Below are 14,690 nucleotides of genomic sequence, written 5' to 3'. Positions count from 1 at the left end.
TAATGCCCTACCTCGCATCAGACACCCGTTACGACACTATGACCTACAACCGCACAGGCAAAAGCGGCCTCAAACTGCCCGCCATATCGCTCGGCTGGTGGTACAACTTCGGCGGCGTCGATAAGCTTGAGAACGGACGTGCCATCGCACGCCGCGCCTTCGATCTCGGTGTCACACACTTCGATCTCGCCAACAACTACGGTCCCCCTCCCGGCTCGGCCGAAGTCACATTCGGTCAACTCTACAAACAAGATTTCCATCCCTACCGCGATGAACTCATCATCTCCACCAAGGCGGGCTACGACATGTGGCCCGGTCCCTACGGCGAATGGGGTTCTCGCAAATACATGCTCGCCAGCCTCGATGCATCCCTCAAACGCATGGGGCTCGAGTACGTCGACATCTTCTACAGTCACCGCCCCGACCCCGACACCCCGCTCGAAGAGACGATGGGCGCGCTCGACTCCGCCGTCCGCCAGGGCAAAGCTTTATATGTTGGCATCTCAAGCTACAGTCCAGAACAGACGCGGCGCGCAGCGCAAATCCTAAAAGAGATGGGCACACCCTGCCTCATCCATCAACCGTCATACAACATGTTCGATCGTTGGATCGAGGGCGGGCTGTTGGATGTTCTGTCCAACGAAGGAATCGGATGCATCGTCTTCTCGCCTCTCGCGCAGGGACAGCTAACTCAGCGATACTTGAACGGCATCCCCTCTGACGCCCGCGCCAGCAAAACCGAACGTGTGTGGTTGACGTCGGATACTGTTGAAAAGAATTTGCCCAAGGTAAAGAAACTCAACGAACTCGCCGAACAGCGCGGACAATCCCTCGCGCAAATGGCCATCGCATGGACGTTACGAAATCCCGTTGTCACATCATCATTGATCGGCGCAAGCAGTGTCAAACAATTGGAAGAAAGTCTCGGCGCGTTGAACAATCTGAAGTTCAGCGCTGATGAGTTAAACAATATAGAAAAGATATTAAGCTAAAATCACAGAGTATAAAATGTCATCAAGAACAAAGAAAATACTGTTAGCAGTTTCCATAACCTTGTTAGTGGGAGTTGTTTGTGTGGGGTTGTTCTTTGTACGAGCACAAACCTCGAACACATTAACCTTACCTGCAAAAAAAGAGGCGGAGCCAATTACCAAGGTTCTCGGGGATTTCCGCTCGATTGATGGAACGAATTACCTGATCGCATCTGTCACAGGTGAAAATAATGACTCCAGTGTTCTTAACGAGCTATTTTCGTCTGGTAGATGGTACGGCAGTGGGTATGGATACAACCAATTTAACTTGGTGTTTCTTGATATTACAACAGAAGAAGTGTATCCACTTTTAACGACCAATGATTTTGAAATCATTACCATGGAAGGTTTTCCAAAGCCAGTTTTGAATTTCAATAACCAACCCGATCCACAGCAACCGACCAAGCCTATAGATTGGTGGCTTTTCTCCATAGCCAAAGCGGACACGGATAAAGATGAGGAACTTTCATCCCTTGATAAACAAACCATCGCCATATCAGATGTTGGAGGCAGAGGGTATACTGAAATTATTTCTGATGTAGACGATCTACTCGGCACCGCATTTAAAAATGGCAATACACTATTAGTCATTTATCGTTCAAATGGCAAGAATTATCTTGCACACATTGACCTGCCATCTCGTCATTTGAATAGCACAGAAGAATTATCTTTAGGAGAAGAGATCCAATGAGTTTTCTCAAAAAACTATTCAGTACACCTACCGCCGCTCAAAAACGATATTACACATTCAAGGTCAAATGCAATCGTTGCGGCGAGATCATCGAAGGTCGCACCGACCTCGATAATGATCTAAGCATTGAATTCGAAGACAATCGCAATGTCTACTTTGCCCGCAAAGTATTGATGGGCAGTGGCGGCAAGTGCTTTCAACAGATCGAAGTGACATTGAAATTCTCATCCACACGCGCTGTGATGGATGAACAGATCCAAGGCGGGACGTTCGTGGAATAGACGATAGACCATGGACGATGGACAATATTTCACGGTCAATGGTCCATCGTCCATGGTCAGAAAGGCATCATGCAATTCTCATCCCCTCCCAATCAACAAGCCTATTACGAACAAGTATGGAACCTTGTCCGCCAGATCCCACACGGAAAGGTTGCGGCGTATGGTCAAATTGCGTTGATGTTGCCCCCACCCAATGGTGTGGAGTTCGAGGCGTATAAAACATTCGGTCCGCGTTGGGTGGGCGGCGCGATGGCGGCCTGCCCCGACGATGTACCGTGGCAACGAGTCATCAACTCACAAGGCAAGATCAGCGAACGCGCTGGTGCAGAACGGCAACGTCAATTACTCGAGGAAGAGGGCATCATCTTCGTCAAAGACAAGGTGGACATGAAGAAGTACGGCTGGAAAGGTCCCAGTGAGGCGGATGAGCCAAGACAAGAAACGTTGTTTTAGAAATAAGAATCATCATGGAACTCTGCGACATCTTTGATAAACATGGAACACCCACAGGCCGCATCGTTGAGCGCGGCACTGAATTATCTCCAGACGAATTCTATCTGGTCGTCCAAGTGTGGATTCAGGATGAACACAACAACTACCTCATCCAGCAACGAGGACGGCACCTCGAATCAGGTCCGGGAATATGGGCAACTACAGCAGGGTATGTACTGGCTGGCGAGCAAAGTATAGATGGAGCCATCCGTGAGGTAAAAGAAGAGTTGGGGATCCAGCTGTCCCTTAGACAATTGACGCGAATGGATAGACACACTCTCGACAATCGCGTTGAAGACGTTTGGGTGGCAAATGTCATAAAAGATTCGATCAAGCCCATCCCCGGCGATGAAGTGGCCGATTGTAAATGGGTTTCTAAACCTGAGTTGGCAGAGATGGTCGATCATGGGAGTTTCTTTCGGTACAGCTACATCACAACCATGCTAAAGTAAATCCAACCCATTGTCATAAAAAAAATGGACTACACAATGTGCAGTCCATTTTTTGTTAATGGTTTTAGCTACTCAACCTACGGCCACTGCTCGCACGTCTTTTGATATTCGCCGCCGATATACTTGTTCCATTCATTGTGTGTCAAGTTACGTCCTACCAGGCGACAAGCCAGATCATGTACGGCGTTGAAGTCCCATTGCCAGACGTATACGCTCTTCTCGGTGGCAGAGATCAACCACTTGTCATTTTTGGATAGCTGAGTGCTTAAGACCAGATTCTCATGAGAAAGAACAACCGGCTCATCGGCAGGATTCTCCAAGTTCCAAATACGGATCGTCCCGTCCCAACCGTACGTCAACAACCAACGTCCATCAGATGTAAAAAGTTTCCCAGCCACTTGATCGGTATGCCCCGTCAAAACATAATATTTTTCAGGGTCATTGAGGTCGATCAACAACATATCTGTATTTGCATTGCTCGATAACCCGCCAATTGCCCATCTACCATCCGGACTGCTTTGCTGAAAGCCATAACTATTTGGGTACTTCACGTCCAGTTGCTTATGGGTCTGAAGGTCGTATAACGCCATGTTGTTCTCGACGGTTTGCAAAGCCAGCCAACGGCTACCAGAGCTGAAATTGAAATGCACCACATCAGGCAACTCAGCCTTGGACAAGCCATCCGTCAGATCATAGAGAAGAGTAACCTGCCCATCATTAGACAAAATCGTCATCCAACGATCATCAGCGCTAAAGATCGGAGATTGTCCCTGATCGAACGTACCCACTTTGACCGGCGTAGAGTCCGGGCTTCTCAAATCCAACAACCATAACATGTTCTTGTCATCAAAATAATAAAACGTGTTTTGCGATTCGGAAACACCGTAACTAAAAAACTCAGCTATTGGCGCGTCAGGCTTGGAAAGAGCCCACAGCTTTACTGTACCGTCCAACGCGCTCGTCAACAGCCAGGAATCAAGGTAAAGCCCACTGACGGAACCATTGAAAACAAGAGGAGCCTCTGAAAGTTTTTCGGCATTCCATAGATCAAAACTGTCTGTTCTTTGGATAGAGAACCATTTTGGTTTGGCATCAGGGATTTGCGCAACATACGCCCCGGCCACATTGGATAACTTCACCGCATCACTCAACCCTTTGGCTGTATCCCAGGCAAGGATCTCGACACTACTCTGACTGATCAACCAATGATCGATCTGATACAAGCCTGTAAGTGGAACACCCGTCCGATTGCCTGAAAGTATGACGGGCTCGCCTGGGTTTTGCAGGTCAAGCGCAAAGATCTGACCATACACCACATAGACAAACCAACGATCATCATTCGTAAAAGACGGCGATAGATATTGTCCATTATCCAGTGTGTTCTCGAACAATGGTTTTTCAGGGTGTTGCATATCCCAAAGCTGTATCTGTTTTGCACTGGTCACAACCAGATACCGTTTATCTGTGCTTGTGAAATACGATAGTGGTCCCTTCTGCGTAGTCTGCATAACAACAGATGGTTCATCTCCACTCAAGTCCATTACATAGACACTGTCCGGAGTATCCTGAACCAGAATGAAGTTCCCAAAGACGCGATAGTCTACCGCATAAGGGGACTTGATCGGAGCCGATAAAGGAACCGGGAAATTCCATAAACGCACTTGTTGGTCACCAGCCGCCACCAAGCGACTACCATCAGAATTAAAGTCCAACGAAGTCACAATCACATCAAAGCTGTTATAGGTGCGTGCTTGCGCTTCCACTAACGTCTTTCCAGCAAAATCCGCTGTCTTCCAAAAACGGACCTGACCATCGTAATCGCCAGTCGCCAGCCATTGACTATCCGGGCTAAAACGAACCGTCAATATAGAATCCTTGTATCCAGGCAGTTTGATTCGGGAAAAACTATTCAAACTCCAAACTTCTGCGCTAATTCCGCCAACAGATGCCACCCAACGTTCATCGGAACTGAATGCAATCAGCCCCCCGCCAGTATCGGAATCGAGGCTGTTCGCTGATGTAGCATTTTTAGTCAACGTGCTCATATTCCACAAGCGGAGTTTGTTCAACCCATCCGATTGAGACGTGGAAAAGCCGCCCAACCATTTCCCCTTATCGCTAAAAGTCAGGTGTGTGATCGGTGAACCGAGCAGGTCTATTACGATCGGTTCTGTCACTTGATTTTTTACATTCCATACAGACATGCTAGGGCCGGCAGACGGATTCGAGTTGCTAAAAGAAGAGATAGTAGAAGGACCTTGAAACGCCACTGCCAGCCAGTTACCTTCTGGGCTAAATACGATGGGTATAGCGCCTCTTCCAAATTTATCCTTCTTGCTGAAAAGGGTTGGTTGACCATCCGGCAGGTCTGCCACGTTCCAAGTATAGATACTCCCATCATTCAAACCCACTGCTAACAAAGGTTGTTTGCTTTGGGCAGAACTAAAGGCCATGGATATTGGTAAGCCAACATTTGCCGGTAGATCAAGTGTTTGTGAACCCGCTTCGAGATCATTCAACGCCCAAACCCGAACTCCACTTTTTTGTGCGTCGCTATCGTAATAGATCACTCCCAGCCATTGACTATCCGGGCTAAAGGCAATTTCCAGGTCAGATGTATATGAATCACGAACTAAACTTAGTCTGCTATCTTTAGACATCAAGGTGACAGGCTGAACATTTAATCCCTTGGAAAGGTCGCTCACCTGAACATCTCCATCGTCGCTAACACCCACCAACCAATGATCATCTGGGCTAAAGAGCGCCAAACCGGCAATGGAAGAATATGTCTGCATGGGAATGCCACTAAAGCCCACTAATGATTCACGCAGAGAAGTTTGCACAGATGGTCGTATCGTTCCTTTTTTCAAACTGGTCCGATAAGATTCAAGGGCCAACAGAATCCCAAGTTGACGGCTCTGCGTCAACCGTGATTGAGCGGCCAAACCAGAGATCAATGCATTCTGAGCCTGCTCTTCCGCAATTCCTCTTTGTGTATCCGCCTCATTTTTTGCGGCTACCGCAGTTGACTCCGCCGCCACAGCTGTAGCGCGCTGATTATCTGCAATGGCCTTTTGGGTCAGCGCATCATTCTTCGCCGCGATGGCTGTCTTCTCACTACGAACAGAAGCCTGCCACTGGAACCCAGCCACAATCGCCGCAAACACAGCGAATGCAAGCAAGATACCGATCCCTGCCATCAACCGCCTTTGTTGCTGGCGGTGATGTGTTCGGCTGGTGAGGATATATTCGCCTTGCAATTCATTAGGTGCCGGGTTTTTACCGATCCCAGAAACCTGCCAACGTTCGGCTTTATCAATTTCAGCGTCCTTCAAAAGATAACTTTTCCCCTGTTGGTTTTTCTGCCAGTCAATAGCACGCAATAACAACCGTGTATGCTCACGAGCATGTTCATAATCCGCTTCAAGCGCTTGCGTCACCTTGAGAATGGAATCCTCAAATTTATTCTTTTGTCCAGCATGAGGCGTGAAATAGACCCAGTTGATATGCCCAATCCCCTCAGGCGCAGGCATCGGCTCAAATTTTTTGAAAACAACAGGGATCACCCGTTTCTTCAGTTTGAGCGCCTCACGCAACTCCATCAAACAATATTCTGACTCCAAATAACTCGGGCTCAGGATACAAATGAACGCATCAGAACTCTCAATGCCGCGCTGGATCTCATCAGAAAAGCCCTCCACACCCGGCGGCAGATTCTCCCAGTCCACCCATATATTACGGCCCGTTTCTTTCAAGCCATGATAAAACTTTTTGGCAAACTCGACATCAGCACGGCGATATGAGATGAAAATATCACTACGTTCCATACATCCTCTCCTATCTGGCACACTACCAAAAATTGAACTACAAAATTATACCCCCCTAAACGATAAACCCCACCCAAATTAGAAGATTACGAATCGCGACAACAAACGCCTCATCCTTAACTTATAGCTGGGTCCGCTATCCCAAGCCCTTACTCAGCTGACAGATGGGCTTACCGATCACTTTTGCTTAACTCGTTCATAATGACGTCGCGCCTTGGCACGGTTTCCACATAAATCCATCGAACACCAACGACGGGCATGGGTACGGCTCGTATCATGGAAGAACCACCCACACCCTTCACATTGCTTGATCTTGCCCGGCGTAATGGACAGTAACAAATCCATCGCGGAGCGAATAGCTTCATACTCGATCTGTTCCAAAGCATCATCAGCAGTAAACGCCATGGAGTATTGATTATCGCTGAAAACGACTTTTAACTTTGCCGCCTTTTCCTGCCACAGCGCATTGAATGAATCCAAAGTCTTTTTAGAAGGAGAAGCCGAACGAACAAACGGGGCAAATAATTCAAATAACAGCGCACGGGTCTGCAATAATTTTTCAAACGACTGCCCGTCCGCTGGCGGAGCGATCTTCTTCCCCACTGGTAAAACTCCAGCGGCCTGAGCCCAACGCAAAGCTACATTACTGTCCGTGAGAAATTCCTGTTCAGGAGGCGTATGCAAATGATCGAATGTATTGCAAAGATCAAGACAAAACTCGCCACCAACAAAGAAAGTTTGAAATTCACTCATGTGTTTCTCCATGCAGATTCTGACGTCAGAATATATAACCAGTATATCACTATTGACAGGTTAGCAACAATCCATTACTATAACCCCTATAAAAACACATACTGGTTATAAAGGATTGAAGAAATGAAACGATATTTTTTTGTTCTCATAAGTTTGCTACTGGTGATCTCTGCCTGCACCCCACAAGCAACCACCACACCGGAGGCAGTTGCGCCAACCATTGAGGTAACACCCACGCTTGCCGCGCCCACCCAACCTGCCTCCATATTTGATTACGACACATCACGCCCATTTGATGTACAGATCAACTCACAGAGTGAACAAGATGGCGTCACGATCACCGATTTGAGCTACGCCAGTCATGACCCAGGTTTTTCAGTCAATGGACGTACCATCGCTTATCTGGTCACGCCCAAAGGTGAAGGCCCTTTTGCGGGCGTGGTGTTTCTGCATTGGCTTGGAAGCCCAAACGGCGGCCGCAAACAATTTTTAGAGGAAGCTGTAAATCTTGCTCAACACGGCGTAGTAAGTTTGTTATTGCAAGGATACTACCCATGGATGACGGTAACCACACTCGACGAAACGGATCGTCCACGCATTCTCGGGCAGATCAAAGAAATTAGCCGAGGCGTTGACTTTTTGCTGACGCAACCCAATGTTGACCCTCAACGACTTGGATTTGTCGGGCACGATTACGGAGCCGTTTTTGGTGGCACAGTCGCAGGTGTCGATAAACGTGTAAAAACATACGTGTTGATCGCGGGCGTTCCCACTCTCGGGGATTTCCAGCAAGTCGGTATCAAGCTTCCTGATGGATACTTGTCGTTCATCGAAGACCTCGATCCTGTCCGTTATGTATCGAAGGCATCGCCAGCCAGTATCTTCTTCCAATTTGCCAAGAATGATCAATTTGTCTCTGAAGAGATGGCAAATCAATTTGCAGATGCGGCCAGTGAACCTAAGAAAGCCACATGGTACGACGATCACCACCAGATGGCAAACGAGACCGCTAGCGCAGATCGCCTTGCATGGCTAACAGAGCAACTTGGATTATCGGTACCAAAGTAAATACGATAGAAACCAAAGTTCAGGCTTATAAAATAGAGCGACACTCTGTACAATCGCATCATGAAACGACTCCTAACTTTCATCACAAGCCTGCTCCTATTTCTATCTGCCTGTACATCACATCCAAAATCTGTTTTTGATTACGATAGCTCCGTCCCGTTCGATGTAACGATCAACTCGCAAACCGAACGGGACGGGGTGATTGTCACCGATCTGAGCTACGCCAGCTATGACCCGAACTATTCTGTGTCCATGCAGGGACGTACCGTCGCCTATCTGATCACACCACAAGGGAATGGTCCATTTGCAGGCGTGATCTATATGCACTGGCTGGGCAATACAAACAGCAGTCGCAAGGAATTTTTAGAGGAAGCTGTACAACTTGCGCAACACGGAGTCATCTGTCTGTTGCCGCAGGGATATTATCCGTGGATGTCTTTCCCTTCACAGGATAATGATGATCGTCCCTTGATCGTGGGGCAAGTCATCGAGATGCGCCGCGCAATCGACTTTCTGTTGACTCAACCCAACATCGACTCAAATCGTCTCGGATATATTGGTCACGACTATGGTGCGCTGTACGGCGGAGTTTTGGCTGGTACTGACCAGCGTATGCAAACTTATATCTTGATCGCTGGCTCACCCAGCTTTGGCGATCTAGATCCGTATTGGAATTTCAAGTCCAACGTTCCAGACCTTGACCCAATCAACTATGTAGCAAATGCAAACCCTGCGAGTCTCTTCTTTCAATTTGGGCGCAGGGACCAAACCGTCCCTGAGGAGCAGGCAAATCGTTTTTACGAATCAGCCAGCAGTCCGAAAAGAATCGAGTGGTATGACGATAACCATCAAATGCTTAGCGAGTCCGCACGGGGAGATCGTCAACAATGGCTCATCGAGCATCTTGATTTGAAATAAATACCGAAAAGAGAGCATATCAACCTCATGAGTAGAAAAATAATCCTCCTCGTTTTGGCAACAGCACTTTTGATATCTTGCACACCAACAGGAGCTGCTCCAACCATGACCGCTATTCCGCCGACAGTAACTTCCATTCCCGCACCATCCCAAGGCGATACCCGAACCGATGCAAAAGGGATCGAACAAGTTTGGGTGCCAGCAGGTTCATTCAAAATGGGAACCGATCAGGCAACGGTCGATGCACTGATTGCTCTCAAGCCACCCAGTTTTGTGGCAGGTGCCATGCTCAGTGAAATACCACAGCATGAAGTGACCATCACAAATGGCTATTGGATCGACAAGTACGAGGTCACCAACAAAGCCTTTCAGTCTTTCGTCAAAGATGGCGGATACACAACTCAGACATATTGGTCAGCAGAAGGCTGGGAATGGTTAAGCCATCAATTCGTTGATCAACTACCGCAGTATTGTGCGGGCAACCTGCCTGATAACCCCGTGGCATGTATTACCTGGTATGAGGCCGAAGCCTATGCAAAATGGCGCGGCGGACGCCTCCCCACTGAAGCAGAGTGGGAATACGCGGCACGAGGCCCTGAATCATTGGTATATCCGTGGGGCAATGAATTTGATCTCGATCGCTGTAACGTGGTTGACAGCACAAGCTTGAAACCTGTTGGCAGTTATCCAAACGGCGCGAGTTGGGTTGGCGCTATGGATATGGCAGGGAACGCCATGGAATGGGTCAACGATTGGTTGGGTGAGTATCCATCGGGCGCAGTGGAAAACCCAACGGGACCTGAGACAGGCGCAAAGAAAGTTGAAAAAGGCGGTTGGTGGGGTAGCACATTATTTGTTGCACGCTCTGCCTATCGCCATTTTGAAGACGCCCCCGATTATGGAGATGGGCACATCGGCTTTCGTATCGTCACGCCATAAAATGTGAGAGCCAGCTCAAATTGAACTGGCTCTCTTTTATTCGTCAAGTCGTTTCGCCCCTCGAAACTCATCGCGATTTCTTTCGATGTCAGCGTAATACGTCTCTGCCCAATTACATAACGCATTGAGGGGCCCGATCAATGTCTTACCGAGGTCGGTCAATTCGTACTCCACCTGTGGCGGGACAGTGGGATACACCGTGCGCTTCAGCACGCCATCCTGTTCGAGTTGACGAAGGGATTGCGTTAACATTTTTTGCGTGATGCCGCCAATTGTCCGTTGGAGTTGGTTGAAGCGCACAGGCCCGCCTGAAAGCGCATAAATGATCAACACGGTCCATTTATTAGCGACCAGATTCAATGCCTGTCGTGCAGGACAAGTCTCGTCCAACACATTGATCTCATCGTTATATTGAAGCATGTAGGTTTCCTCCGGGTAACCAAGGCACTTTAAAGTGCGTTCTTGTAGTGATAAGTTCGCTTTGATATAGTGAACCAACGATTTGATTTTACCGTAAACAAAAGGTCATTATGAAAGCATTCATACTTCCACAAACTAAAGCAACCCTATCAGACGTCCCGTTACCCACTATAAAGCCCGGAGAAGTGTTGGTCCGCTTGAAATCTGCGGCGATCAATCATCATGAAATCTGGCTGGTAGAAAACGAAAAAGATTCACCACCTTTCATCCTCGGCTCAGATGGCAGTGGAGTTGTTGAAGCGGTCGGTGAACATGTTACAAAATTGAAGAAAGGTGATGAGGTCATCATCCACCCATCTCTGCATTGGGGTGAGCGCGAGGATGCTTATGGCGATAAATTCGTGATTCTAGGGTGGGGAAACAACGGCACATTTGCCGAAGCGATCTTGGTCCGCGAAGAAAATGTTTTCAAAAAGCCCACTCACCTTTCATGGGACTCAGCCGCAGCACTCCCGTTGGCTGGGCTTACAGCATATCGTGCGCTGTTCAAAAAAGCGGACCTGAAAGCGGATGAGACAGTTTTAATCCATGGCATCAGCGGAGGCGTGGCAGTATTCGCTATGCAATTTGCACTTGCTATCGGTGCAAAGGTAATCGCCACATCAACAAGTGACAAAAAGCTACAACGCGCTCAAGAACTTGGCGCAACGATCACGATCAACACGAACAATTCAGATTGGGATCAAAAAATCAAAGAGCAACTTGGCGAAGGCGGAGTTGATCTTGTAGTTGATAACCTTGGCGGAGAATTTACATCGCGCAGTTTGGGTTTGTTACGACGAGGCGGCAGACTGGTCAGTTATGGAAGTACAGCGAATCAATTTTCCAATATCGATATGCAGGACCTTTTCTGGCGGCAATTGACGATCATCGGCTCCACGATGGGAAGCCCCGCTGATTTTGCAGATATGCTCGCGTTTGTTTCCAAACACAACATCACACCTGTGGTCGATTCACTCCACCCTCTCGAAAAAATCAATGAAGCCCTCGCGCGCCAAAAGAACAGTGAACGATTTGGCAAAGTAGTTATGCAGATCGGAAAGCAACATGACACAAACTGACTTGAATGCCATCAGTCAAACCGCGCTTGATTACATCGAGGGCTGGTATGAATGTGACGAGTCCCGTGTGGGCAAAGCACTTCACCCTGAGCTCGTCAAAAGATTCATCGCTGACAACACACTTCACGGCATGGGCACTGTTGACATGCTCGACCTCATCCGCAAACGGGAGGGCGCAAAATTCACAGGTGATAGGCAGATCCAAATTACAGTGCTGGATGTGTTCAACGAAATCGCCGCTGTCAAAGTTGAATCAGCGCAATATTTGGATTATGTCCACATTGGCAAATTCAATGGCGAGTGGATGATCGTCAATGTGTTGTGGGGATTCAAATAAGGTCGCTTCATTCTTAACTGGAAGTTGGTTCTGTTACAAGAAGGTTAGTCCTTCTCCTTACCAGAGAAGGGCGTCTAACAATCAAGAAAGGTTATACACTATGAAATCCATAAAAGCATTACAAATTATCGGCGTCATATTTTTTATATTCTTATCGGCATGTACATCTGTTGCCACACAAGAAACTGTCAGCGTGGAAGCAACCCCTGTTGTTGTGACAGATGTCCCCTTACAGAGTGAGGCGCTTCCCATGTTTCGAGGAAGCCTCGATCATACAGGTATCTATGATGCGCCAGTGGTCCGCGAGCTGGGAGGAGTCCAATGGAAGTTCAAAGCGGAGGGAGCGATTGCGACCTCGGTTGTGCTCGCAGATGACATCGCCTACTTTGGCGATCAGACTGGCAATTTATATGCGGTGAACAAAAACAGTGAGAAAGTTTGGAGTTTTCACACGGAGAAGCCGATTAACTCCACACCATCGGTTGCGAACGGGATTGTATATTTCCAAAGCAACGATGGGTTCACATATGCACTAGATGCGAAAAGCGGTGAACTCAAGTGGAAGGTTGATACTGGCCCCGAACGACCCACGGATTACGACAATATCAGTTCATCACCTGCTGTGCAAGATGGGATTGTGTACATCGGCGGGAACAATGGCAAACTCTATGCGCTCAACGCCGATACAGGCGCGGAAGTATGGACAGTGGATGCACTGGGATACAACGCAGTGCGAAGTTCGCCTGCGATTGATGGTGATACGGTGTACTTCACTGCCGAGAGCACACTCCTTGCATTGGATCGGAAGACAGGCGCTGAGAAATGGAGATACAAAGCGATCACCATCACTCGTTCATCGCCGTCGATTGGCGAAGGGATTGTGGTCTTCGGTGATAGCGGCTCGAACATTTATGCAGTTGATAGTGAGACGGGTGTTGAGAAGTGGAAAAATCGCATCACCTATTATTGGGTGACATCCACCGCAACGATTGCAAATGGCATGGTGTATATCGGCGGAGACGATTCATATCTCAACGCGCTGGATGCAACAACTGGTGAAATGAAGTGGAGATTTAAAACGACAGGCGAAACGGTCTGGTCTTCGCCTGCGCTTGTGGAAGATGTATTGTATGTTGGCGATTGGAACTTCAGCAACATCACAGATGAGAATGGCAGTAAGCTTTGGGGTTATATGTACGCCATAGACACCAAGACAGGTACTGAACTGTGGAGATTCAAGACAGGCGGCAATATTGTTTCATCCCCGTTTGTGGATAAAGATGGCGTGATCTATTTTGGGAGTTTGGATGGGTATTTGTACGCGCTGAAGTAATAAACGGACTCTGTCACGGACTCACGGAATAAAACAGATTTTAACGCTGCCCGGCTAATTCCATTACCAGCGTATCTAATGCAAGTTCGAGGGTGAATTGTCCCGTTTTGACACCTTCGTCAATGGCGAGCAGTTTACGATACACATACTCTAACATTTCGATGGAAAAGCGACCCGCTTGTTGGGTCGTTTTTTCTGCTACAAAGGGATGGACTCCCAAAGCACGCGCAACATCATCTTTGTTGCCGCGTCCATCCAATATCTCACGCGCCTGAATCAGCAAACGGAATTGACGTATGACCATCCCCCATAACGAAAATGGATCTTCGCTCTCCAACAAGCGATATAAGAGATGTTGCGCAGATTTACCATTGCCGTTGGATAACGCATCGACAAAGTCAAACACGGACTGTTGCGAGGTGACGATACAGACCGCTTCCACATCGTTCGTGTTGATGGGTCGCGCCCAATTGACATACGCCAGCAATTTGGCGATCTCCATCCCTGCCTGACGCGTATCCACACCGACCATATCCTTGAGCATTTCGGCGGCACGCGGCTCAATCTGACCCTCTTGTTTCTTGGTCTCGTTGACGATCCAACCTGTCATCTCTTTTAAACGCGGGAGCATGAAGGCTTTGGTTTGAATCAGCTTATCGTTCTTCTCAGCCCATTTATTAAGCCAATGTTTCTCAGCTTCTTTCGGTTCAACGGATTCATACAACACAAGCCGAGTTGTATCTGGCGCTTTCTCGATATATTCGAGAAATTTCTTTCTTGAGGAAGCGTTGTTGTATTTCACAGATGGGTTGGACAACAATACCAGACGTCTCTTGGCGAGGAAGGGCATGGCATTGATGGCGTTGTTGAGGTCATTATCGCTGGCGGTGCGTGCATCGAGACGCGCCGTGTTCATGTCGGCACTGGTGGGGTCGGTGAAATCGGACTCAAAATCTTTGAGTTTGCGATTGATGGCGAATTCGTCGTTACCGAAGAGGAAGTAGATGTTGGGCATGAAGTTATTTAT

15 protein-coding genes are annotated in these 14,690 nt (G+C 48.0%); 11 read left to right on the top strand and 4 right to left on the bottom strand.

Annotation, left to right across the window (positions count from 1 at the left end; all coding sequences use genetic code 11):
* Nucleotides 1-2 precede the first annotated feature (2 nt).
* From mgrA to IPP66_09570, 5 genes are all read left to right on the top strand, one after another.
* Nucleotides 3-992 carry an L-glyceraldehyde 3-phosphate reductase gene (gene mgrA / locus IPP66_09590; protein MBK9925530.1) on the top strand — a complete coding sequence of 330 codons (990 nt, stop codon included), beginning with the start codon at nucleotides 3-5 and terminating at the stop codon, nucleotides 990-992.
* Between the two features lie 16 nt (nucleotides 993-1,008).
* The gene (locus IPP66_09585; GenBank protein ID MBK9925529.1) at nucleotides 1,009-1,722 is read left to right on the top strand and encodes a hypothetical protein; all 714 of its coding nucleotides are present in this window, start codon (nucleotides 1,009-1,011) and stop codon (nucleotides 1,720-1,722) included.
* Nucleotides 1,719-2,003: a hypothetical protein gene (locus tag IPP66_09580; GenBank protein ID MBK9925528.1), complete on the top strand. Its 285-nt coding sequence runs from the start codon at nucleotides 1,719-1,721 to the stop codon at nucleotides 2,001-2,003. Before IPP66_09585 ends, IPP66_09580 begins: the two co-directional genes overlap by 4 nt.
* A gap of 69 nt (nucleotides 2,004-2,072) precedes the next feature.
* Nucleotides 2,073-2,456, top strand: coding sequence for an MGMT family protein (locus IPP66_09575; protein MBK9925527.1), 384 nt, complete (start codon nucleotides 2,073-2,075; stop codon nucleotides 2,454-2,456).
* 14 nt (nucleotides 2,457-2,470) lie between these two features.
* A complete protein-coding gene (locus tag IPP66_09570; GenBank protein ID MBK9925526.1) occupies nucleotides 2,471-2,947 on the top strand; it encodes an NUDIX domain-containing protein in 477 nt (158 codons plus the stop codon).
* Between the two features lie 77 nt (nucleotides 2,948-3,024).
* Here IPP66_09570 and IPP66_09565 read toward each other — a convergent pair whose 3' ends face one another.
* Together IPP66_09565 and IPP66_09560 are read right to left on the bottom strand one after the other, a co-directional pair.
* Nucleotides 3,025-6,774 carry a TIR domain-containing protein gene (locus IPP66_09565; protein ID MBK9925525.1) on the bottom strand — a complete coding sequence of 1,250 codons (3,750 nt, stop codon included), beginning with the start codon at nucleotides 6,772-6,774 and terminating at the stop codon, nucleotides 3,025-3,027.
* A gap of 177 nt (nucleotides 6,775-6,951) precedes the next feature.
* A complete protein-coding gene (locus tag IPP66_09560) occupies nucleotides 6,952-7,527 on the bottom strand; it encodes a CGNR zinc finger domain-containing protein (GenBank protein MBK9925524.1) in 576 nt (191 codons plus the stop codon).
* 123 nt (nucleotides 7,528-7,650) lie between these two features.
* Between IPP66_09560 and IPP66_09555 the strand changes: the two genes are divergently transcribed.
* From IPP66_09555 to IPP66_09545, 3 genes are all read left to right on the top strand, one after another.
* Nucleotides 7,651-8,595, top strand: coding sequence for a hypothetical protein (locus IPP66_09555; protein ID MBK9925523.1), 945 nt, complete (start codon nucleotides 7,651-7,653; stop codon nucleotides 8,593-8,595).
* A gap of 60 nt (nucleotides 8,596-8,655) precedes the next feature.
* Nucleotides 8,656-9,513: a dienelactone hydrolase family protein gene (locus tag IPP66_09550; protein ID MBK9925522.1), complete on the top strand. Its 858-nt coding sequence runs from the start codon at nucleotides 8,656-8,658 to the stop codon at nucleotides 9,511-9,513.
* A gap of 105 nt (nucleotides 9,514-9,618) precedes the next feature.
* A complete protein-coding gene (locus tag IPP66_09545; GenBank protein MBK9925521.1) occupies nucleotides 9,619-10,452 on the top strand; it encodes an SUMF1/EgtB/PvdO family nonheme iron enzyme in 834 nt (277 codons plus the stop codon).
* A gap of 36 nt (nucleotides 10,453-10,488) precedes the next feature.
* Here the strand turns inward: IPP66_09545 and IPP66_09540 are convergent, their stop codons facing one another.
* The gene (locus IPP66_09540) at nucleotides 10,489-10,872 is read right to left on the bottom strand and encodes a helix-turn-helix transcriptional regulator (GenBank protein MBK9925520.1); all 384 of its coding nucleotides are present in this window, start codon (nucleotides 10,870-10,872) and stop codon (nucleotides 10,489-10,491) included.
* 110 nt (nucleotides 10,873-10,982) lie between these two features.
* Between IPP66_09540 and IPP66_09535 the strand changes: the two genes are divergently transcribed.
* The 3 genes from IPP66_09535 to IPP66_09525 all read left to right on the top strand — a co-directional run bounded on the left by IPP66_09535 (nucleotide 10,983) and on the right by IPP66_09525 (nucleotide 13,663).
* The gene (locus IPP66_09535) at nucleotides 10,983-11,993 is read left to right on the top strand and encodes a zinc-binding dehydrogenase (GenBank protein MBK9925519.1); all 1,011 of its coding nucleotides are present in this window, start codon (nucleotides 10,983-10,985) and stop codon (nucleotides 11,991-11,993) included.
* Nucleotides 11,980-12,330 (top strand): nuclear transport factor 2 family protein, encoded by a 351-nt coding sequence (locus IPP66_09530; GenBank protein ID MBK9925518.1) that lies wholly within the window; start codon nucleotides 11,980-11,982, stop codon nucleotides 12,328-12,330. Before IPP66_09535 ends, IPP66_09530 begins: the two co-directional genes overlap by 14 nt.
* A gap of 100 nt (nucleotides 12,331-12,430) precedes the next feature.
* On the top strand, nucleotides 12,431-13,663 hold the full coding sequence (locus IPP66_09525) for a PQQ-binding-like beta-propeller repeat protein (protein ID MBK9925517.1): 1,233 nt from the start codon (nucleotides 12,431-12,433) through the stop codon (nucleotides 13,661-13,663).
* A 40-nt stretch (nucleotides 13,664-13,703) separates the two neighbouring features.
* Here IPP66_09525 and holA read toward each other — a convergent pair whose 3' ends face one another.
* A complete protein-coding gene (gene holA, locus IPP66_09520) occupies nucleotides 13,704-14,678 on the bottom strand; it encodes a DNA polymerase III subunit delta (protein MBK9925516.1) in 975 nt (324 codons plus the stop codon).
* Nucleotides 14,679-14,690: the final 12 nt, after the last annotated feature.

It is taken from the genome of Candidatus Defluviilinea proxima (assembly GCA_016721115.1).
GTDB classification, from domain to species: domain Bacteria; phylum Chloroflexota; class Anaerolineae; order Anaerolineales; family Villigracilaceae; genus Defluviilinea; species Defluviilinea proxima.
The sequence above is the reverse complement of the archived record's forward strand: the minus strand, read 5'-3'. Positions and strand labels throughout refer to the sequence as shown.

What these genes read in the sequence shown, in the direction of transcription:
- mgrA (MBK9925530.1), top strand. Translation starts at nt 3, where the DNA reads ATGCCCTACCTCGCATCAGACACCCGTTACGACACTATGACCTACAAC.
- IPP66_09585 (MBK9925529.1), top strand. Translation starts at nt 1,009, where the DNA reads ATGTCATCAAGAACAAAGAAAATACTGTTAGCAGTTTCCATAACCTTG.
- IPP66_09580 (MBK9925528.1), top strand. Translation starts at nt 1,719, where the DNA reads ATGAGTTTTCTCAAAAAACTATTCAGTACACCTACCGCCGCTCAAAAA.
- IPP66_09575 (MBK9925527.1), top strand. Translation starts at nt 2,073, where the DNA reads ATGCAATTCTCATCCCCTCCCAATCAACAAGCCTATTACGAACAAGTA.
- IPP66_09570 (MBK9925526.1), top strand. Translation starts at nt 2,471, where the DNA reads ATGGAACTCTGCGACATCTTTGATAAACATGGAACACCCACAGGCCGC.
- IPP66_09565 (MBK9925525.1), bottom strand. Translation starts at nt 6,774, where the DNA reads ATGGAACGTAGTGATATTTTCATCTCATATCGCCGTGCTGATGTCGAG.
- IPP66_09560 (MBK9925524.1), bottom strand. Translation starts at nt 7,527, where the DNA reads ATGAGTGAATTTCAAACTTTCTTTGTTGGTGGCGAGTTTTGTCTTGAT.
- IPP66_09555 (MBK9925523.1), top strand. Translation starts at nt 7,651, where the DNA reads ATGAAACGATATTTTTTTGTTCTCATAAGTTTGCTACTGGTGATCTCT.
- IPP66_09550 (MBK9925522.1), top strand. Translation starts at nt 8,656, where the DNA reads ATGAAACGACTCCTAACTTTCATCACAAGCCTGCTCCTATTTCTATCT.
- IPP66_09545 (MBK9925521.1), top strand. Translation starts at nt 9,619, where the DNA reads ATGACCGCTATTCCGCCGACAGTAACTTCCATTCCCGCACCATCCCAA.
- IPP66_09540 (MBK9925520.1), bottom strand. Translation starts at nt 10,872, where the DNA reads ATGCTTCAATATAACGATGAGATCAATGTGTTGGACGAGACTTGTCCT.
- IPP66_09535 (MBK9925519.1), top strand. Translation starts at nt 10,983, where the DNA reads ATGAAAGCATTCATACTTCCACAAACTAAAGCAACCCTATCAGACGTC.
- IPP66_09530 (MBK9925518.1), top strand. Translation starts at nt 11,980, where the DNA reads ATGACACAAACTGACTTGAATGCCATCAGTCAAACCGCGCTTGATTAC.
- IPP66_09525 (MBK9925517.1), top strand. Translation starts at nt 12,431, where the DNA reads ATGAAATCCATAAAAGCATTACAAATTATCGGCGTCATATTTTTTATA.
- holA (MBK9925516.1), bottom strand. Translation starts at nt 14,678, where the DNA reads ATGCCCAACATCTACTTCCTCTTCGGTAACGACGAATTCGCCATCAAT.